General features: G+C 69.5%; 15 protein-coding genes and 1 pseudogene. 7 read left to right on the top strand and 9 right to left on the bottom strand.

Annotation, left to right across the window (positions count from 1 at the left end):
• Positions 1-67: 67 nt before the first annotated feature.
• Positions 68-244 carry a hypothetical protein gene (locus ACWGIH_RS39775; protein ID WP_365826990.1) on the bottom strand — a complete coding sequence of 59 codons (177 nt, stop codon included), beginning with the start codon at positions 242-244 and terminating at the stop codon, positions 68-70.
• A 128-nt stretch (positions 245-372) separates the two neighbouring features.
• Entirely contained in the window at positions 373-1,014 is a 642-nt protein-coding gene (locus ACWGIH_RS39770) for a DNA-3-methyladenine glycosylase (RefSeq protein ID WP_453450609.1), read from the bottom strand.
• A gap of 160 nt (positions 1,015-1,174) precedes the next feature.
• On the opposite strand from ACWGIH_RS39770, the gene ACWGIH_RS39765 reads away from it, so the two are divergent.
• The 3 genes from ACWGIH_RS39765 (at position 1,175) to ACWGIH_RS39755 (ending at position 3,210) form a co-directional block, all read left to right on the top strand.
• Positions 1,175-1,957 carry a sporulation protein gene (locus ACWGIH_RS39765; protein ID WP_365826994.1) on the top strand — a complete coding sequence of 261 codons (783 nt, stop codon included), beginning with the start codon at positions 1,175-1,177 and terminating at the stop codon, positions 1,955-1,957.
• 60 nt (positions 1,958-2,017) lie between these two features.
• Positions 2,018-2,557: a YbhB/YbcL family Raf kinase inhibitor-like protein gene (locus ACWGIH_RS39760; protein ID WP_453450610.1), complete on the top strand. Its 540-nt coding sequence runs from the start codon at positions 2,018-2,020 to the stop codon at positions 2,555-2,557.
• A gap of 146 nt (positions 2,558-2,703) precedes the next feature.
• The gene (locus ACWGIH_RS39755) at positions 2,704-3,210 is read left to right on the top strand and encodes an HNH endonuclease (RefSeq protein WP_453450611.1); all 507 of its coding nucleotides are present in this window, start codon (positions 2,704-2,706) and stop codon (positions 3,208-3,210) included.
• Positions 3,211-3,270: 60 nt separating this feature from the next.
• On the opposite strand, the gene ACWGIH_RS39750 is transcribed toward ACWGIH_RS39755, so the two are convergent.
• The 3 genes from ACWGIH_RS39750 to ACWGIH_RS39740 form a co-directional block, all read right to left on the bottom strand.
• Entirely contained in the window at positions 3,271-4,212 is a 942-nt protein-coding gene (locus tag ACWGIH_RS39750) for an SPFH domain-containing protein (RefSeq protein WP_453450612.1), read from the bottom strand.
• 119 nt (positions 4,213-4,331) lie between these two features.
• Positions 4,332-4,760 (bottom strand): NfeD family protein, encoded by a 429-nt coding sequence (locus ACWGIH_RS39745; protein ID WP_453450613.1) that lies wholly within the window; start codon positions 4,758-4,760, stop codon positions 4,332-4,334.
• An 82-nt stretch (positions 4,761-4,842) separates the two neighbouring features.
• A complete protein-coding gene (locus ACWGIH_RS39740; RefSeq protein WP_453450614.1) occupies positions 4,843-5,640 on the bottom strand; it encodes an ABC transporter ATP-binding protein in 798 nt (265 codons plus the stop codon).
• A 123-nt stretch (positions 5,641-5,763) separates the two neighbouring features.
• Here ACWGIH_RS39740 and ACWGIH_RS39735 point away from each other — a divergent pair, with 123 nt between their 5' ends.
• Positions 5,764-6,546, top strand: coding sequence for a hypothetical protein (locus ACWGIH_RS39735; RefSeq protein WP_453450615.1), 783 nt, complete (start codon positions 5,764-5,766; stop codon positions 6,544-6,546).
• A gap of 127 nt (positions 6,547-6,673) precedes the next feature.
• Here ACWGIH_RS39735 and ACWGIH_RS39730 read toward each other — a convergent pair whose 3' ends face one another.
• From ACWGIH_RS39730 to ACWGIH_RS39720, 3 genes are all read right to left on the bottom strand, one after another.
• Positions 6,674-6,919: a chaplin gene (locus ACWGIH_RS39730; protein ID WP_453450616.1), complete on the bottom strand. Its 246-nt coding sequence runs from the start codon at positions 6,917-6,919 to the stop codon at positions 6,674-6,676.
• 171 nt (positions 6,920-7,090) lie between these two features.
• Positions 7,091-7,753, bottom strand: coding sequence for a response regulator (locus ACWGIH_RS39725; protein ID WP_453450617.1), 663 nt, complete (start codon positions 7,751-7,753; stop codon positions 7,091-7,093).
• Entirely contained in the window at positions 7,746-8,927 is a 1,182-nt protein-coding gene (locus tag ACWGIH_RS39720) for a GAF domain-containing sensor histidine kinase (RefSeq protein ID WP_453450618.1), read from the bottom strand. Before ACWGIH_RS39720 ends, ACWGIH_RS39725 begins: the two co-directional genes overlap by 8 nt.
• 192 nt (positions 8,928-9,119) lie before the next feature.
• Between ACWGIH_RS39720 and ACWGIH_RS39715 the strand changes: the two are divergent.
• From ACWGIH_RS39715 to ACWGIH_RS39705, 3 genes and pseudogenes are all read left to right on the top strand, one after another.
• Positions 9,120-9,835: pseudogene (locus ACWGIH_RS39715) on the top strand (SDR family NAD(P)-dependent oxidoreductase).
• Positions 9,832-10,914 carry an S-adenosylmethionine:tRNA ribosyltransferase-isomerase gene (locus tag ACWGIH_RS39710; protein ID WP_453450619.1) on the top strand — a complete coding sequence of 361 codons (1,083 nt, stop codon included), beginning with the start codon at positions 9,832-9,834 and terminating at the stop codon, positions 10,912-10,914. The pseudogene ACWGIH_RS39715 and the gene ACWGIH_RS39710 overlap by 4 nt, the downstream one beginning before the upstream one ends.
• A gap of 294 nt (positions 10,915-11,208) precedes the next feature.
• Positions 11,209-11,928, top strand: a complete 720-nt coding sequence (locus ACWGIH_RS39705; RefSeq protein WP_453450620.1) for a transglycosylase SLT domain-containing protein — start codon at positions 11,209-11,211, stop codon at positions 11,926-11,928.
• A gap of 103 nt (positions 11,929-12,031) precedes the next feature.
• Here ACWGIH_RS39705 and ACWGIH_RS39700 read toward each other — a convergent pair whose 3' ends face one another.
• Complete coding sequence (locus ACWGIH_RS39700; RefSeq protein ID WP_453450621.1) at positions 12,032-14,632, bottom strand: FHA domain-containing protein; 2,601 nt, start codon at positions 14,630-14,632, stop codon at positions 12,032-12,034.
• Positions 14,633-14,893 lie beyond the last annotated feature (261 nt).

Raw genomic sequence — 14,893 nt, 5'->3', positions numbered from 1 at the left:
CAAGGAACGGACGCTTCCTTTGTACTCACCCTCTCGGGCTTTCCTCCGGGCGCTTCCCTTCGGTGTTTCATTTTGTCTTGCTGTCTTGCGTTTCCAACTCTACCAGATCCGTTTTCCGTTCCGTTCCCGGTTCGGATTTCATTTCCGGTGGCCGTTGGGGGCCTTTGCCTTTCGGCGTGTTCACTACGTTAGCGGATTCCCTCTGCAACTCATAATCGAGTTTCGCGAGTTCGAATTCCGGCATGCGAGCATGCGAAATAAGCCCCCGCTGAGGGGAAGTCGTAGGTAGTGGTTGGCCGCTTCCAGCTGTCGGCAGACTGCCGTCACCGGGTCAAGCGGCTCGGGCCACATTACGGTCCGCCCAGGGCCGCGTCAAGTTCGGCGGCCTCGGGGCGCATGGGCCCGATAGGGGCTCACCGTCGGGTCGTTGGACGTCCAGAAGCGCCAGGGGTGGACGGCTCCCTCGCCGCCGACTCCCGTACGCGGACCGTTGCTCACCTGGTCGGGGCTGACGGGGGTGCCCGCGAGGAGAGTGAGGGGGGCGTCCCCGCCCGCGCAGAGGTCGGAGCCGTTCAGGCTGCGATCCACGTCGAGGGCTGTGGCCAGGCGGGCCGGGCCTTTGGCCAGTTCCCTGTCGTTGCGGGCCGAGAGTCGACGCTTGCGGGCGGTCTCGGCGCCGGCCGTGATCTCCCCGGCCCGCAGCAGGACTCCGCTCGCCTGGCCTTCCGGGCCGCACACCACGTTGAGGCAGTGCCACATGCCGTAGGTGAAGTAGACGTACGCGTATCCGGGCGGACCGAACATCACGCTGTTGCGGGCGGTGGGGCCGCGATAGGCGTGCGACCCCGGGTCGGCCTCGCCCGCGTAGGCCTCCACCTCTGTCAGGCGCAGCTCGATCGGACCGTCCGGTGAGCTGCGGACGAGGACGCGGCCCAGCAGATCAGGGGCCACGTCGAGGACAGGGCGTGCGAAGAAGTCATGGGTGAGGGGCGTACGGTCAGGGGCCTCGATCATGGCGTCCGAGCGTACTGGAGACGGTCCGTACGGGCAGGTGGTCACCTGCCGGGCGGATGGCCGGGGCGAGGACGCGGAACCGGACGTGGGTTCACCGCGTTTGTATGGATCAAGGATTCAAGTCGAGTCGAACCACAGGCGGGGCCTGGGGAGGAGAGTCATGGGGTTCAAGAAGCTGCTTGCGAGCCTGGGTGCCGGCGGTGCGTCGGTGGAGACGGTGCTGACCGAGGTCAACGTCGTACCGGGTGGCGTCGTCCAGGGTGAGGTGCGGATCCAGGGCGGGTCCGTGGACCAGGAGATCGAGGGTCTTTCCGTCGGTCTGCAGGCGCGGGTCGAGGTCGAGGGTCAGGACCAGGAGACGAAGCAGGACATCGAGTTCACCAAGCTGCGGCTCGGTGGGGCCTTCACGCTCCAGGCGGGCCAGGTGCACGCGGTGCCGTTCGGCCTGGAGATCCCCTGGGAGACTCCGGTCACCTCCATCGACGGGCAGCAGCTGCGCGGGATGAACATCGGTGTGACCACCGAGCTCGAGATCGCGCGGGCCGTGGACTCCGGCGACCTGGACCCGGTCAACGTGCACCCGCTGCCGGCGCAGCAGGCCATCCTGGACGCGTTCATCCAGCTGGGCTTCCGCTTCAAGAGTGCGGACATGGAGCGCGGGCACATCCGTGGCACGCGGCAGAAGCTGCCGTTCTACCAGGAGATCGAGTTCTTCCCGCCGCAGCAGTACCGCGGCCTCAACCAGGTCGAGTTGAGCTTCGTGGCCGACGACCGCGAGATGGACGTCATCCTGGAGATGGACAAGAAGCCGGGCCTCTTCAGTGAGGGCAGCGACTCGTTCCGCTCCTTCAAGGTCGGTCTGAACGACTTCCAGGGCACGGACTGGGCGGCGTACCTGAACGAGTGGCTGTCCCAGGTCGGCAGCAAGCGCAACTGGTTCTAGGCTCGGAACGGAAGAGCTGTAGAGCTACCGCCGATCAGGAACCAATCAGGAGGTGCCGACGTGACCGAGCTCAAGAGGCCGCCGCTTCCGCATGACTTCCATCCGCCCGTGCCGTCCTTCACGGTCGTGAGCGAGGACTTCGAACCGGGTGCGGTCCTTAAGGACGCTCAGGTCCAGGCGGCCGGGAACACCTCGCCGCACCTGCGGTGGGAAGGCTTCCCGCCGGAGACCAAGAGCTTCGCCGTGACGTGCTTCGACCCGGACGCGCCCACGGGCAGCGGGTTCTGGCACTGGTCGGTCATCGACATCCCGGTGTCGGTGACCGAACTGCCCACCGGCGCGGGCAGCGGCAAGTTCGAGGGGCTGCCCGAGGGCGCGGTGCAGGTGCGCAACGACTACGGGACGAAGGAATTCGGGGGCGCGGCGCCGCCTCCCGGTGACCCGGCGCACCGTTATGTGTTCACCGTGTACGCGGTGGACCAGGAGAAGCTCGGTCCGGACTCCGACGCTTCGCCCGCGGTCATCGGGTTCAACCTCCGGTTCCACACGCTCGGGCGCGCGCAGGTGCTCGCCGAGTACGCGGCTCCGGCGGGTAGCTAGGCGTTCACCGAACGTTTGCCCGCCCCTGGTCATGGAAGTGATCAGGGGCGGGCATTTTTTATTGCGTTGTCCATCTCGGCGTGCCCGGCCAGAGTTGATCCCAGCCCGCCAGGGGTGGGTCGGTGTGCATACGGGAGGTGGGCGAAATGCGGGACACGCTGGTGCTGAACGCGAGCTTCGAGCCGCTGTCGACGGTGACGCTGAACCGTGCCGTCGTGCTGGTCCTCAGCGACAAGGCCGTCGTCGAACACGCCCACCCCGGACTCCGTGTGCGCGCGGCAGCGGTCGAGATACCGGTGCCTCGGGTGATCAGGCTCTGCAGGTATGTACGGGTGCCCTTCCGAAGACGGGCTCCGTGGTCGCGGCGGGGTGTGCTCGTGCGGGACCAGCACAGGTGCGCGTACTGCGGGAGGCGGGCGACGACCGTGGACCACGTGGTGCCGCGGGCGCAGGGTGGTACGGACACCTGGCTGAACACGGTCGCCTCGTGTGCGATGGACAATCACCGCAAGGCGGACCGTACGCCTGAGGAGGCCGGGATGCCCTTGTTGCGGCAGCCCTTTGAGCCGACTCCCGCGGACGCCATGCTGCTGGCGCTTGGCCGGGACGAGTTGGCGGCGCTGCCGGAGTGGCTGGCGGCGCCTGCCGCGTAGCCGCCCGGCCGTGGCTGTGCGCAGTTCACCGCGCCCCTTCGGGGGCGCGGGTTTTTTGCGTCAGTCGATCGGCGGCTGTTCGCGGCGCTCCTTGCCCTGTGCGGGCACCGAACCGCCGCCGCCTCCCAGCGGGCCGAAGTTGCCGAGTGCGCCGCCGAGGCCCTTGAGGGCGTCGCCGATTTCGCTGGGGACGATCCAGAGCTTGTTCGCGTCGCCCTCGGCGATCTTCGGGAGCATCTGGAGGTACTGGTACGAGAGGAGCTTTTGGTCCGGGTCTCCGGCGTGGATGGACTCGAAGACCGTGCGGATCGCCTGGGCCTCGCCCTCGGCGCGCAGGGCCGCGGCCTTGGCCTCACCTTCGGCGCGCAGGATCGCGGACTGCTTCTCGCCCTCGGCGCGCAGGATCTCCGACTGCCGTACACCTTCGGCCTGGAGGATCGCGGCGCGCTTGTCGCGGTCGGCGCGCATCTGCTTCTCCATCGAGTCCTGGATGGAGGTCGGCGGCTCGATCGCCTTGAGTTCGACGCGGTTGACGCGGATGCCCCACTTGCCGGTGGCCTCGTCGAGGACGCCGCGCAGCGCCGCGTTGATCTCCTCGCGGGAGGTCAGGGTCCGCTCCAGGTCCATGCCACCGATGATGTTGCGCAGTGTGGTGACGGTGAGCTGCTCGATCGCCTGGATGTAGCTGGCGACCTCGTACGTCGCGGCGCGGGCGTCGGTCACCTGGTAGTAGATGACGGTGTCGATGTTCACCACGAGGTTGTCCTGGGTGATCACCGGCTGGGGCGGGAAGGGGACGACCTGTTCACGGAGGTCGATGCGGTTGCGGATCGAGTCGATGAACGGGACGACGATGTTCAGGCCGGCGTTGAGCGTCCGTGTGTAGCGGCCGAAGCGCTCGACGATCGCCGCGCTGGCCTGCGGGATCACCTGGATCGTCTTGATCAGGGCGATGAATACCAGCACCACCAGAATGATCAGGACGATGATGATTGGCTGCATCGTTGTTCCCCGTACCCCTCTTGCCTCGGTGTTTCCGGAAGATCCGCAGAGCCAGTAGTCGGGTCGGCGAAGATCTTGCTCGTCGAGTCTGACAGACCGTCGCACACCTCGTGGGCCATTCACATGACGACGGCCGTCGCTCCGTCGATCTCGACGACATCCACCTCGCGTCCCGCCTCGTAGCTCTGGGCGGTGTCGAGCGCGCGGGCCGACCAGATCTCGCCGGCGAGTTTGATCCGGCCGCCGGAGGCGTCGACGCGCTCCAGGACGACGGCCGTCCTGCCCTTCAACGCCTCGACTCCTGTGGCCAGTTCGGGCCGTTGGGAGCGGTGCCGCGCCGCCACCGGGCGTACGACCGCGATGAGCGCGACCGACACCGCGGCGAACACGACGACTTGGAGCACGGTGCCGCCGCCGAGGCCCGCGGTCACGGCGCCCGCGACGGCGCCCACGGAGAGCATGCCGAACTCCGGCATCGCGGTCAGTACGAGCGGGATTCCGAGCGCGGCGGCGCCGATCAGCCACCACACCCATGCGTCGATGTCCACATGGTCATGGTAGGACCGCGGGACCTTCTCGCACAGGGCACGTGATCTACCGGCCGGAGCGGGTCCGGCCGTGCGCGCCGATTCAGCCGAGCGGGAGACCCTGGGCGCTCCAGCGCTCGCCGCGTTCCTCGACCACCAGGGGCAGTCCGAAGCACAAGGAGAGGTTGCGGGAGGTCAGTTCGAGCTCCAGCGGGCCCGCGGCCATGATCTTGCCCTGGCGGATCATGAGGACGTGCGTGAAGCCGGGCGCGATCTCCTCGACGTGGTGCGTGACCATGATCATCGAGGGGGCGATCGGGTCACGGGCCAGGCGGCCGAGACGGCGCACGAGGTCCTCGCGGCCGCCGAGGTCGAGGCCCGCGGCGGGCTCGTCCAGGAGGAGCAGCTCGGGGTCGGTCATCAGGGCGCGCGCGATCAGGGTGCGCTTGCGCTCGCCCTCGGAGAGGGTGCCGAACTTGCGGTCCAGGTAGTCGGTCATGCCGAGGCGGTCGAGGAAGGCGCGGGCGCGCTGCTCGTCGACGTCCTCGTAGTCCTCGTGCCAGCCGGCGGTCATGCCGTACGCGGCCGTGAGCACCGTCTGGAGCACGGTCTGGTTCTTGGGCAGCTTCTCGGCCATCGCGATGCCGGCCACGCCGATGCGCGGGCGGAGCTCGAAGACGTCCGTGCCGGGCTTGCCCAGGGTCTCGCCGAGGATGGTGGCGGTGCCGGTGCTCGGGTGGAGGTAGCTGGACGCGACGTTCAGGAGGGTGGTCTTTCCCGCGCCGTTCGGTCCGAGGATGACCCAGCGCTCACCCTCCTTGACCGACCAGGAGACCTGGTCCACCAGAGCCCGGCCCTCGCGGACCACGGATACGTCCTCCAGCTCCAGTACATCGCTCATGAGCGCGTTGTCTCCCATTGCAGTCTCGGCTGTCGCTTGCGTCTGTGGACGCAGTCCCCTGGGAGAAAACCTACGCCACCGGTCGAGCGCTCCAGCCCTTAGCCCGGTCCTTAGGCTGTACGCATGCTCTCGGAACCACGCTCAGGACGCCTGGCCGCATGGGGAAATGCCCTTCTTGCCGGACTTGTCTCGCCGGATGACGCGGTGCACGCGATGGTCGGTGACGACGCCGTGCACCGGGTCGAAGGTCTCCCCGGCGAGTCGGGGCCCGTCGGTCTCACGCTCGCCGTCGGCCGATTGCGCACGCTCGGGGTGACCGGGCTGCGGGTCGCACTTCCGGCGCCGGGCCATCCGCTCGGGCTGAGCGGCCCGCCCGCGTTCAACGCCCGCGCGCTGGACGCGCAGGAGGCCGTCGTCGCCTTCGGGGCGCCGTACGGCCTGGTGCCCGAGGTGTCCGAGGCGGGGCCCGAGGGCGACGTACACGTGGAGGTCCTCTGGCACTGCCTGCCCGTGCGGGAGGCGCCGCCCGCCGATGTGCCCTCGCTGGGCGAGGCGGAGCGCGAGCTCGCCGAGGCGCTGCGGGATGCGACGGAGGTGCTCTCGCGGCTGGACGTCGCGGGCTCGGGACCGGTCGCCGAGGCCGCGGTGGACGCCTACCGGGCGCGGGCCGAGCGCGGGCGTGAGGCTCTCGCCCCCGGATATCCGCCGCGTGCGGTACGGGTGTTGGAGCTGGCCCAGCGGGTCGGCCTGCTGATCTCGGTGGCGTACGAGAACGGCCATGGCGGGGCCGTGAGCGCCTCGGAGATGGCCGCGCGGGGCGAGGCGCTGCGTCCGGTCGAACGGACGGCTCGGCGGGCTCAGGTGGCCGCCTACAACGCGTACGTGGAGGAGCGGGAACGGGGCTGAGCCCCGCTGGTCCCGGAGCGGCCGGAGCTTCGGCTCTGCGGCCTTCGGAGAGACTGCCGCACGACAGACCGGCCCCCCGGGGAAGCACCCGGGAGGCCGGTAGTCACTGCTGCGCCTGGGGCGTGCCTCAGGTGTTGAGGCCGTTGTTCGCGAAGGCCGGGTTGAGGGCGCCGATGACCGACACGGTGTTGCCCACGGCGTTCACGGGGATGTGCACCGGCGCCTGGACGAGGTTGCCCGAGCCGACGCCCGGCGACTTCACGGCCTTGCCGCCCGCGTGCGCACCGTCCGTGGCGGAGGCGAGACCGGCACCGGCGACGACGAGGCCACCCGCCACCATCGTGACAGCAGCGGCCTTCTTCAGGTTCTTCACTTCTGGACCCTCCCTAGCGATCACTGCGGCCAGCCGCCGCAGCACGCACTGAAGAACGGCCGGGCGGCGCGCAGGTTGCGCCATACGGGGGACATCTACACGACGGTATGAATCTCAGCCCGGAACGCGACGGTCCACATCGCCGGTTGACGCGGTACGCAGAAACGTTGATCAGCCGGTCACACCATGTCGTACGGCCCACAGAGCGGCCTGGGTGCGGTCGGCGAGGTCCAGCTTCATCAGGATGTTCGAGACATGGGTCTTGACGGTCTTCTCGGAGAGGACGAGGGCGCGCGCGATCTCGCGGTTCGAGCGGCCGTCGGCGATGAGCCCGAGGACCTCGCGCTCCCGCTCGGTGAGCGAACCGCCCCTCCCCTGCCCGGTGTTGGCCTCCTCCTGGGACAGCAGCGCCCCCGCCACCTCGGGCTGCAGCAGCACATGACCCGCGTGCACGGACCGGATGGCGCCCGCCAGGGCGTCCGGGTCGACGTCCTTGTAGACGTACCCGGCGGCGCCCGCGCGCAGGGCCGGCACGACCGTGCGCTGCTCGGTGAAGCTGGTGACGATGAGCACGCGCGCGGGGTTGGCCAGTTCGCGGAGCTTGCGCAGCGCCTCGACACCGTCCATGCCCGGCATCTTGACGTCCATGAGGACGACGTCCGGCTTCAACTTCTCGGCCTGCTCGACCCCTTCGGCACCGTCCGACGCCTCGCCCACGACCTCGATGTCGTCCTGCACCTCGAGGAACGTACGCAGACCGCGGCGGACCACCTGGTGGTCGTCGACCAGCAGCACCCGGATCCCCGTCTTCGTCTTGAACACGGCGTCAGCCACCGGGAACCTCCATCTCGATCGTCGTGCCCTTGCCGGGCTCCGATTCCACGGTCAGCCGTCCACCGACCCCGCCGGCCCTGTCCCGCATGGAGACCAGGCCCAAGTGCCGCCCCGCACGCCGGATCACGCGCGGATCGAAGCCACTGCCGTCGTCCATGACGCGCAGCACGGCTCCGGCGCCACGTCGCACCAGGGTCACGCAGACGCGCTCCGCGCCGGAGTGCCGCAAGGCATTGTGCAGCGCCTCCTGGGCGACGCGCAGCATCGCTTCCTCCTGGGCCGCGGGCAGCGCGCGGACGGCGCGGCTCTCGAAGGTGACCGCGGCGGAGTGCGCGCGGTCCAGGACCTGGGTGTGCGTGCGCAAGGTGGCCACCAGGCCGTCCTCGTCCAGGGCGGCGGGGCGCAACTCCACGACGGCGGCGCGCAGTTCGTCCGCCGCCTCGGCCGCGAGCACGGCCACCTGCTGGAGTTCGCCCTTGGCGCGCGAGGGGTCGCGGTCCACCAGGGCGGCCGCTGCCTGGGCGGTCAGGCGCAGCGAGAAGAGCTTCTGGCTGACGGCGTCGTGCAGTTCGTGGGCCAGGCGCGAGCGCTCCTCGGCGATGGTCAGCTCGCGGCTGCGCTCGTAGAGACGGGCGTTGGTGAGGGCGATCGCGGCATGTTGCGCGAGGATCGAAAGGAGCTCTTCGTCATCGGCGGTGAACCCGCAGCGGCCGTCCGGCTTCGCGGGCCTTCGGGAGTCCGGGGGGCACCCCTCGGAAGGTTGCAGCTTGTTGGCGAGGAAGAGCGCGCCGAGGGTCTCGTCCCCGTACCGGATCGGAAGGCCCAGGAAGTCGGACATGTCCGGGTGGGCGGACGGCCAGCCCTCGAAGCGCGGGTCCTCGCGCACGTCGGCGAGGCGCTCGGGCTCGGCCTTGTGCAGCATCGCGGCGAGGATGCCGTGCTGGCGGGGCAGCGGGCCGATGGCGCGCCACTGCTCGTCGCTGACGCCGTCGACGACGAACTGGGCGAACCCTCCGTGGTCGTCCGGAACGCCGAGCGCCGCGTACTCGGCGTCGAGCAGTTCACGGGCCGAGGCGACGATCGTCTTCAGGACGTCGCGCACCTCCAGTTGGCTGCTCATGGCGAGAAGCGCGGAGCTCACCGCGTTCAGGCCGGACCGGGGACCTTGACTCATGGCCTCACCGTACCGGCGGGGTGTGACAGCGCGTATCGGACCTGTGATGGCCGCCGCCTAGGGCTGTCGGCGTAGGCCCAAGGGCCCTGAGTTGTTGCGGCCCGCGCACGAGGCGCCGGGAGCGGCCCCGTTCCTACCGTGGGGTCATCCGCTGGAGAAGCGGCCGCAGGGTGACCCGAGGGGACGGATGTCATGCCGGTAGCGATCATCACGGGGGCTTCGAAGGGGCTGGGGCGCGCGCTGGCGGCGGCGCTCGCCGAGCGGGGCTGGGGTCTGGTGCTCGACGCGAGAACGGCCGCCGTGCTCGACGAGGCAGCCCGCGATCTGGCGGGGCGCGGCGCGCGCGTGGAGGCCGTCGCCGGGGATGTCACGGACGCCGGGCACCGTGCGGATCTGGTGGCCGCGGCGCACGGGCTCGGCGGTCTCGACCTGCTGGTGAACAACGCGAGCGCGCTGGGCGCGGAACCTCTCGTACGGCTCGAAGAGCTCACGCCCGACGGACTGCGGCTGGCCCTGGAGACCAACGTGGTGGCCGTGCTGGGGCTGATCCGCGAGGCACTGCCCCTGTTGCGGGCCTCGGGGTCGGGGCGGTGATCGATGTCAGCTCCGACGCGGCCGTCGAGGCGTACGAGACGTGGGGCGGGTACGGGGCGTCCAAGGCCGCTCTTGATCATCTGTCGGCGGTCCTCGCCGTGGAGGAGCCGGGGATCAGGGTGTGGGCGGTCGATCCCGGTGACATGCGGACCGACCTCTACCGGGCGGCCGTGCCGGTCGATGACGCCTCGGGGCGGCCGTCTCCCGACACGGTGGTGCCCGCCTTCCTGCGGCTGCTCGACGAGCGTCCGGCGAGCGGGCGGTACTCCGCTCCTTCCCTGCTGGACGCCCCTCCCTCTGTGGACGCCCGATGACGCTGGCCGTGCGGGTGCCCGACGAGCTGGCGGCGCGCGTCCCCGCCGAGCAGCGCGGTCCGGGGCTCGGCAGGGACGCGGTGCGGCTGCTCCTGTCGCGCGGGACGGAGGTCTCGCACCACGCGTTCGCCGACCTGCCCGAGCTGCTGCGGGCCGGGGACCTGCTGATCGTGAACACCTCACAGACACTGCCCGCCGCGGTCGACGGAACGGTCGGGCACGCGCGCGTGGTGGTGCACTTCTCGACGCGTGGTGACGACGGACGGTGGGCCGTCGAGCTGCGGGACCCGGACGGCCGGGGCACCACGCGTGCGCGGGTGGGCGGGCCCGCGGGTTCGGTCGTGCGGCTCCCCGGCGGCGTACGCCTGATCGTCGAGGAGCCGCTGGCTCCGGGAAGCGGCCGGTTGTGGTGGGCCCGGGTGCCGGCCGATGTGCCGTCGCTGCTGCGCCGGCACGGGCGCCCCATCCGCTACTCCTACACGGAGAGGGACCAGCCGCTCGCCGCGCACCAGACCGTCTTCGCGCTGCCGTCGGCCGACGGGGCGGGCAGTGCGGAGATGCCGAGTGCGGCCCGGCCGTTCACCGCGGACCTGGTGGCACGCCTGGTGAGCCGGGGTGTGCAGTTCGCGCCGGTCACGCTGCATACGGGGGTGGCGTCCCCCGAGGCGCACGAACCGCCGTATCCCGAGCTCTTCGAGGTGCCCGGGGCGTCGGCGCGGCTGATCAACGCCGCCGGGGCGGGCGGCGGGCGCGTCATCGCGGTCGGTACGACGGCCGTGCGCGCCGTCGAGTCGGCCGCGGGCCCCGACGGGGTGGTGCGGGCGGCGGCGGGCCGTACGGAGCTCGTGGTGACGTCCGAGCGGGGCGTGCGGGTGGTGGACGGGCTGCTCACGGGTCTGCACGAGCCGCAGGCCTCGCATCTGCTGATGCTGGAGGCGATCGCGGGCCGGGCCGCCGTGGACCGGGGTTATACGGAGGCCGTACGCCGTCTCTACCTGTGGCACGAGTTCGGCGACGTCCATCTCCTCCTTCCGGAGGAGTTTCCTCACGCAGAGAATTGCGACGGCAACTGCCGGTGAGGTTGTTACGTGTCCGATGTGAGCCCGCACATAGGACGTGCATCACGTACGAAGGTTCCTAGTGGAGAAGAACGTCCTTTATGCGCATGGGCAGCAATGCCATAAATGCGTACGACGCGCCCCCTGATCCACTATCCGGCTTCGTACGTCACTGCTTTGCCACAGAATTTTGCGGCCGCTAAGAATTGCATCCGTCGTTCGGCGCCGCGGTCTCGCACCGCGGCGTTTGTGCCGGAGAAACACATGTCCCCGCCGGCCAGAACGACCCCCGCGATTCGAAGAGGTCCATCAGCCATGTCCAAGCTCAGCACCCCTGGTCATAGTCGCCCCGCGCCGACCAAGACCCAGAAGATCTCGATCGCCGGTGTCGCCACGCTCGGCGCCGCCGCCCTCGCGTTCTCCCTCGTGCCGGGCAGCGCCGATGCCGGAACCGAGACCCGGAGCATCGAGGCCGCCCCGGTGGCCTTCAAGCAGAACGTCGACGCCCAGCAGGCCGTCGAGGCCGGTGTCATCAAGCAGCACACCGCCGTCGACAAGCAGGCCAAGGCCGCCGCCGCCGCGAAGGCGAAGGCCGAGGCCGACGCCGCCGCGAAGAAGAAGGCCGCCGCAGAAGCCGCGGCCAAGAAGAAGGCCGAGGACGAGCGCAAGGCCAAGGAAGCCGCGAGCCGTGCCGCCGCGCGCAAGCCGGTCTACGCCAACAACCTCGACGGCTGGATCCGCCAGTCCCTGGACATCATGAAGTCCAAGGGCATCCCCGGTTCCTACGAGGGCCTGCACCGCAACATCATCCGTGAGTCCGCGGGTGACCCGAACGCCAAGAACGGCTGGGACATCAACGCCATCAACGGCACCCCGTCCGTCGGCCTGCTCCAGGTCATCCAGCCGACGTTCGACGCGTACCACGTGGAGGGCACCTCCACGAACATCTACGACCCGGTCGCCAACATCACGGCCGCGGCCAACTACGCGGCCGACCGCTACGGCTCGATGGACAACGTGAACAGCGCCTACTGAGCCTGATCTCCTGATCAACGGACCTCTTCACCGAGGCTCTGCAGACGCCGAAGGGCGGCACCCCGCTGGGGGTGCCGCCCTTCTCGTCGTTCTCGCGGGCCCGCTACTTGCGCATGACCTCCGGCTCGTGGCGGCGAAGCAGCCGCGCGACCGCGAAGCCGCAGGCAATGCCGATCAGGAGCAGGATCGTGATGTTCATGCCCCACTGGCCGGCCGAGTGCTCCCACAGCGGGTCGAGGTCGCCCGGCTTCTTCGGGTCCCACGGCGGCATGAGGTGCGCGAGGTCCAGCGTGGCGCCCGCACCGGCGATGGCCCAGCGCGACGGCATCAGCCAGGCGAACTGCTCCAGGCCCGGCGATCCGTAGACCTGGAAGAGCACGCCGGTGAAGACGACCTGGACGATCGCGAACATCACCAGGAGCGGCATGGTCTTCTCGGCGGTCTTCACCAGCGAGGAGATGACCAGGCCGAACATCATCGAGGTGAAGCCCAGGGCGATGATCGTCAGGCAGATCTCGACGGCCGGGGGCAGGATCAGGCCCTCTTCCGGCATGTCGCGGGTCGCGAAGCCGATGCCGCAGATGATCACGCCCTGGAAGGCCGTGATCACGCCGAGGACGATGACCTTGGACATCAGGTACGCCGAACGGGAAAGGCCGGTGGCCCGCTCCCGTTCGTAGATGACCCGTTCCTTGATCAACTCACGGACGGAGTTGGCCGCGCCCGAGAAGCACATGCCGACCGCGAGGATCAGCATGATCGTTCCCGCGTCGCCGTTGAACTTCGCCGGCGGCTTGGGCGGGCCGAGCCCGAAGTCGGCCGGGATGACGACGCTGACGATGCCGAGGACCGCGGGCAGGATCACCATCAGGCCGAGGAAGCCCTTGTCGGAGGCGATCACCGAGGTGTAGCGGCGGATCAGGGTCCACAGCTGTGAGCCCCAGCCCTGCGGCTTGGGCGGCCTGATCGCCTGCGCCGGCGGCATGTGGACCGACTGCGCGGCCACGGCGTCGATGTCGGCGGCGTACATCTGGTAGTGCTGCGAGCCCTTCCAGCGGCCCGCCCAGTCGTAGTCGCGGTAGTTCTCGAACGCCGAGAAGACGTCCGCCCACGTCTGGTAGCCGAAGAAGTTGAGCGCTTCCTCCGGCGGACCGAAGTACGCGACCGAGCCGCCGGGCGCCATCACCAGGAGCTTGTCGCAGATCGCCAGCTCGGCGACCGAGTGCGTGACGACGAGGACCGTGCGGCCGTCGTCGGCGAGGCCGCGCAGGAGCTGCATGACGTCGCGGTCCATGCCCGGGTCGAGGCCGGAGGTCGGCTCGTCCAGGAAGATCAGCGACGGCTTGGTGAGCAGTTCGAGGGCCACCGACACGCGCTTGCGCTGGCCACCGGAGAGGGAGGTGACCTTCTTCTCCTTGTGGATGTCCAGCTTGAGCTCGCGCAGGACCTCGTCGATGCGCTGCTCGCGCTCCTGCTCGCTGGTGTCCGAGGGGAAGCGCAGCTTGGCGGCGTACTTGAGGGCCTTCTTGACGGTCAGTTCCTTGTGCAGGATGTCGTCCTGCGGGACCAGACCGATGCGCTGGCGCAGCTCGGCGAACTGCTTGTAGAGGTTCCGGTTGTCGTAGAGGACGTCACCCTTGTTGGCGGGCCGGTAGCCGGTGAGCGCCTTGAGCAGGGTGGACTTTCCGGAGCCCGAGGGGCCGATGACCGCGATGAGCGACTTCTCCGGGACGCCGAAGGAGACGTCCTTGAGGATGTCCTTGCCGCCGTCGACCGTCACCGTGAGGTGGCGGGCGGAGAAGGAGATCTCACCGGTGTCGACGAACTCCTCGAGCCGGTCGCCGACGAGCCGGAACGTCGAGTGGCCGACGCTGACGATGTCGTTCGGACCGATGAGGGCCGTGCCCGACTTCGCGACCGGCTGACCGTTGATGTACGTGCCGTTGTGCGAGCCGAGGTCATGGATCTCGAAGCGGCCGTCCGGAGTGGCCGTGAACTCGGCGTGGTGCCGCGAGACCTGGAGGTCGGAGACGACCAGTTCGTTCTCCAGGGCGCGGCCGATGCGCATCTTGCGGCCGAGCGAGAGCTGGTGGAACGTCGTCGGGCTGCGGTCCCCGTAGACCGGCGGGGCCCCCGCGACACCGCCGGAACCCGCGCCGGGACCCTGCTGCTGCGGGACCTGAGGCTGCTGGTGTTGAGCCTGCTGCTGGGGCTGCGGCCAGCCCTGCTGCTGCGGCGCCTGCTGCTGCGGCGCCTGGTACTGCGGCGCCTGCTGCTTGGACACCTGGGCGGCCCAGCCGGGCCCACCCTGCTGCTGCGCGTGGTGCTGCGGTGCCTGGTGCTGCGGCGCCTGATGGGCCGGTGCCTGCTGGGCGGCCTGCTGCGGTGCGGACACGGCGGCAGCGCCCGAGGCGCTGCCGGACACATTCAGCCGCGGACCGTCGGTCGCGTTGCCGAGGTTCACGGCCGAGCCGGGGCCGATTTCCATCTGGTGGATCCGCTGGCCCTGCACAAAGGTGCCATTGGTGCTGCCGTGGTCCTCGATGACCCAACTGCGGCCGCTCCAGCTGATCGTGGCGTGACGCCAGGACACCCTGGCGTCGTCAAGCGCGAGATCCCCCTGCGGATCACGTCCGAGGGTGTACGACCTGGATGGATCGAGCGTCCAGGTCCTTCCATTCAATTCCAGTACGAGTTCCGGCACTCCAGCCCCACTGAGTTGTCCCCCGAGCTAGCCCCCGTCATGGGGAGTCTAGGGATGTCGAACATCGGGAGGAACTATTTCAGGCGGAGGCCTCTGACCGAAAGTCGGGCCTTGTGAAGACTGCGTACGGGCCTGCGCGACCGCCCCGTTGACGGGGCAGAAACCGCCCCGGAGAGTAGTAACCGCCCATGAGTGCATACGGATCATGAGCATTGCGCACATCTCGTACCAATCGGGCGGTGCCGTGCGAGGCGGGGGGTC

It is taken from the genome of Streptomyces sp. NPDC054872, from assembly GCF_053610705.1.
The sequence above is the reverse complement of the archived record's forward strand: the minus strand, read 5'-3'. Positions and strand labels throughout refer to the sequence as shown.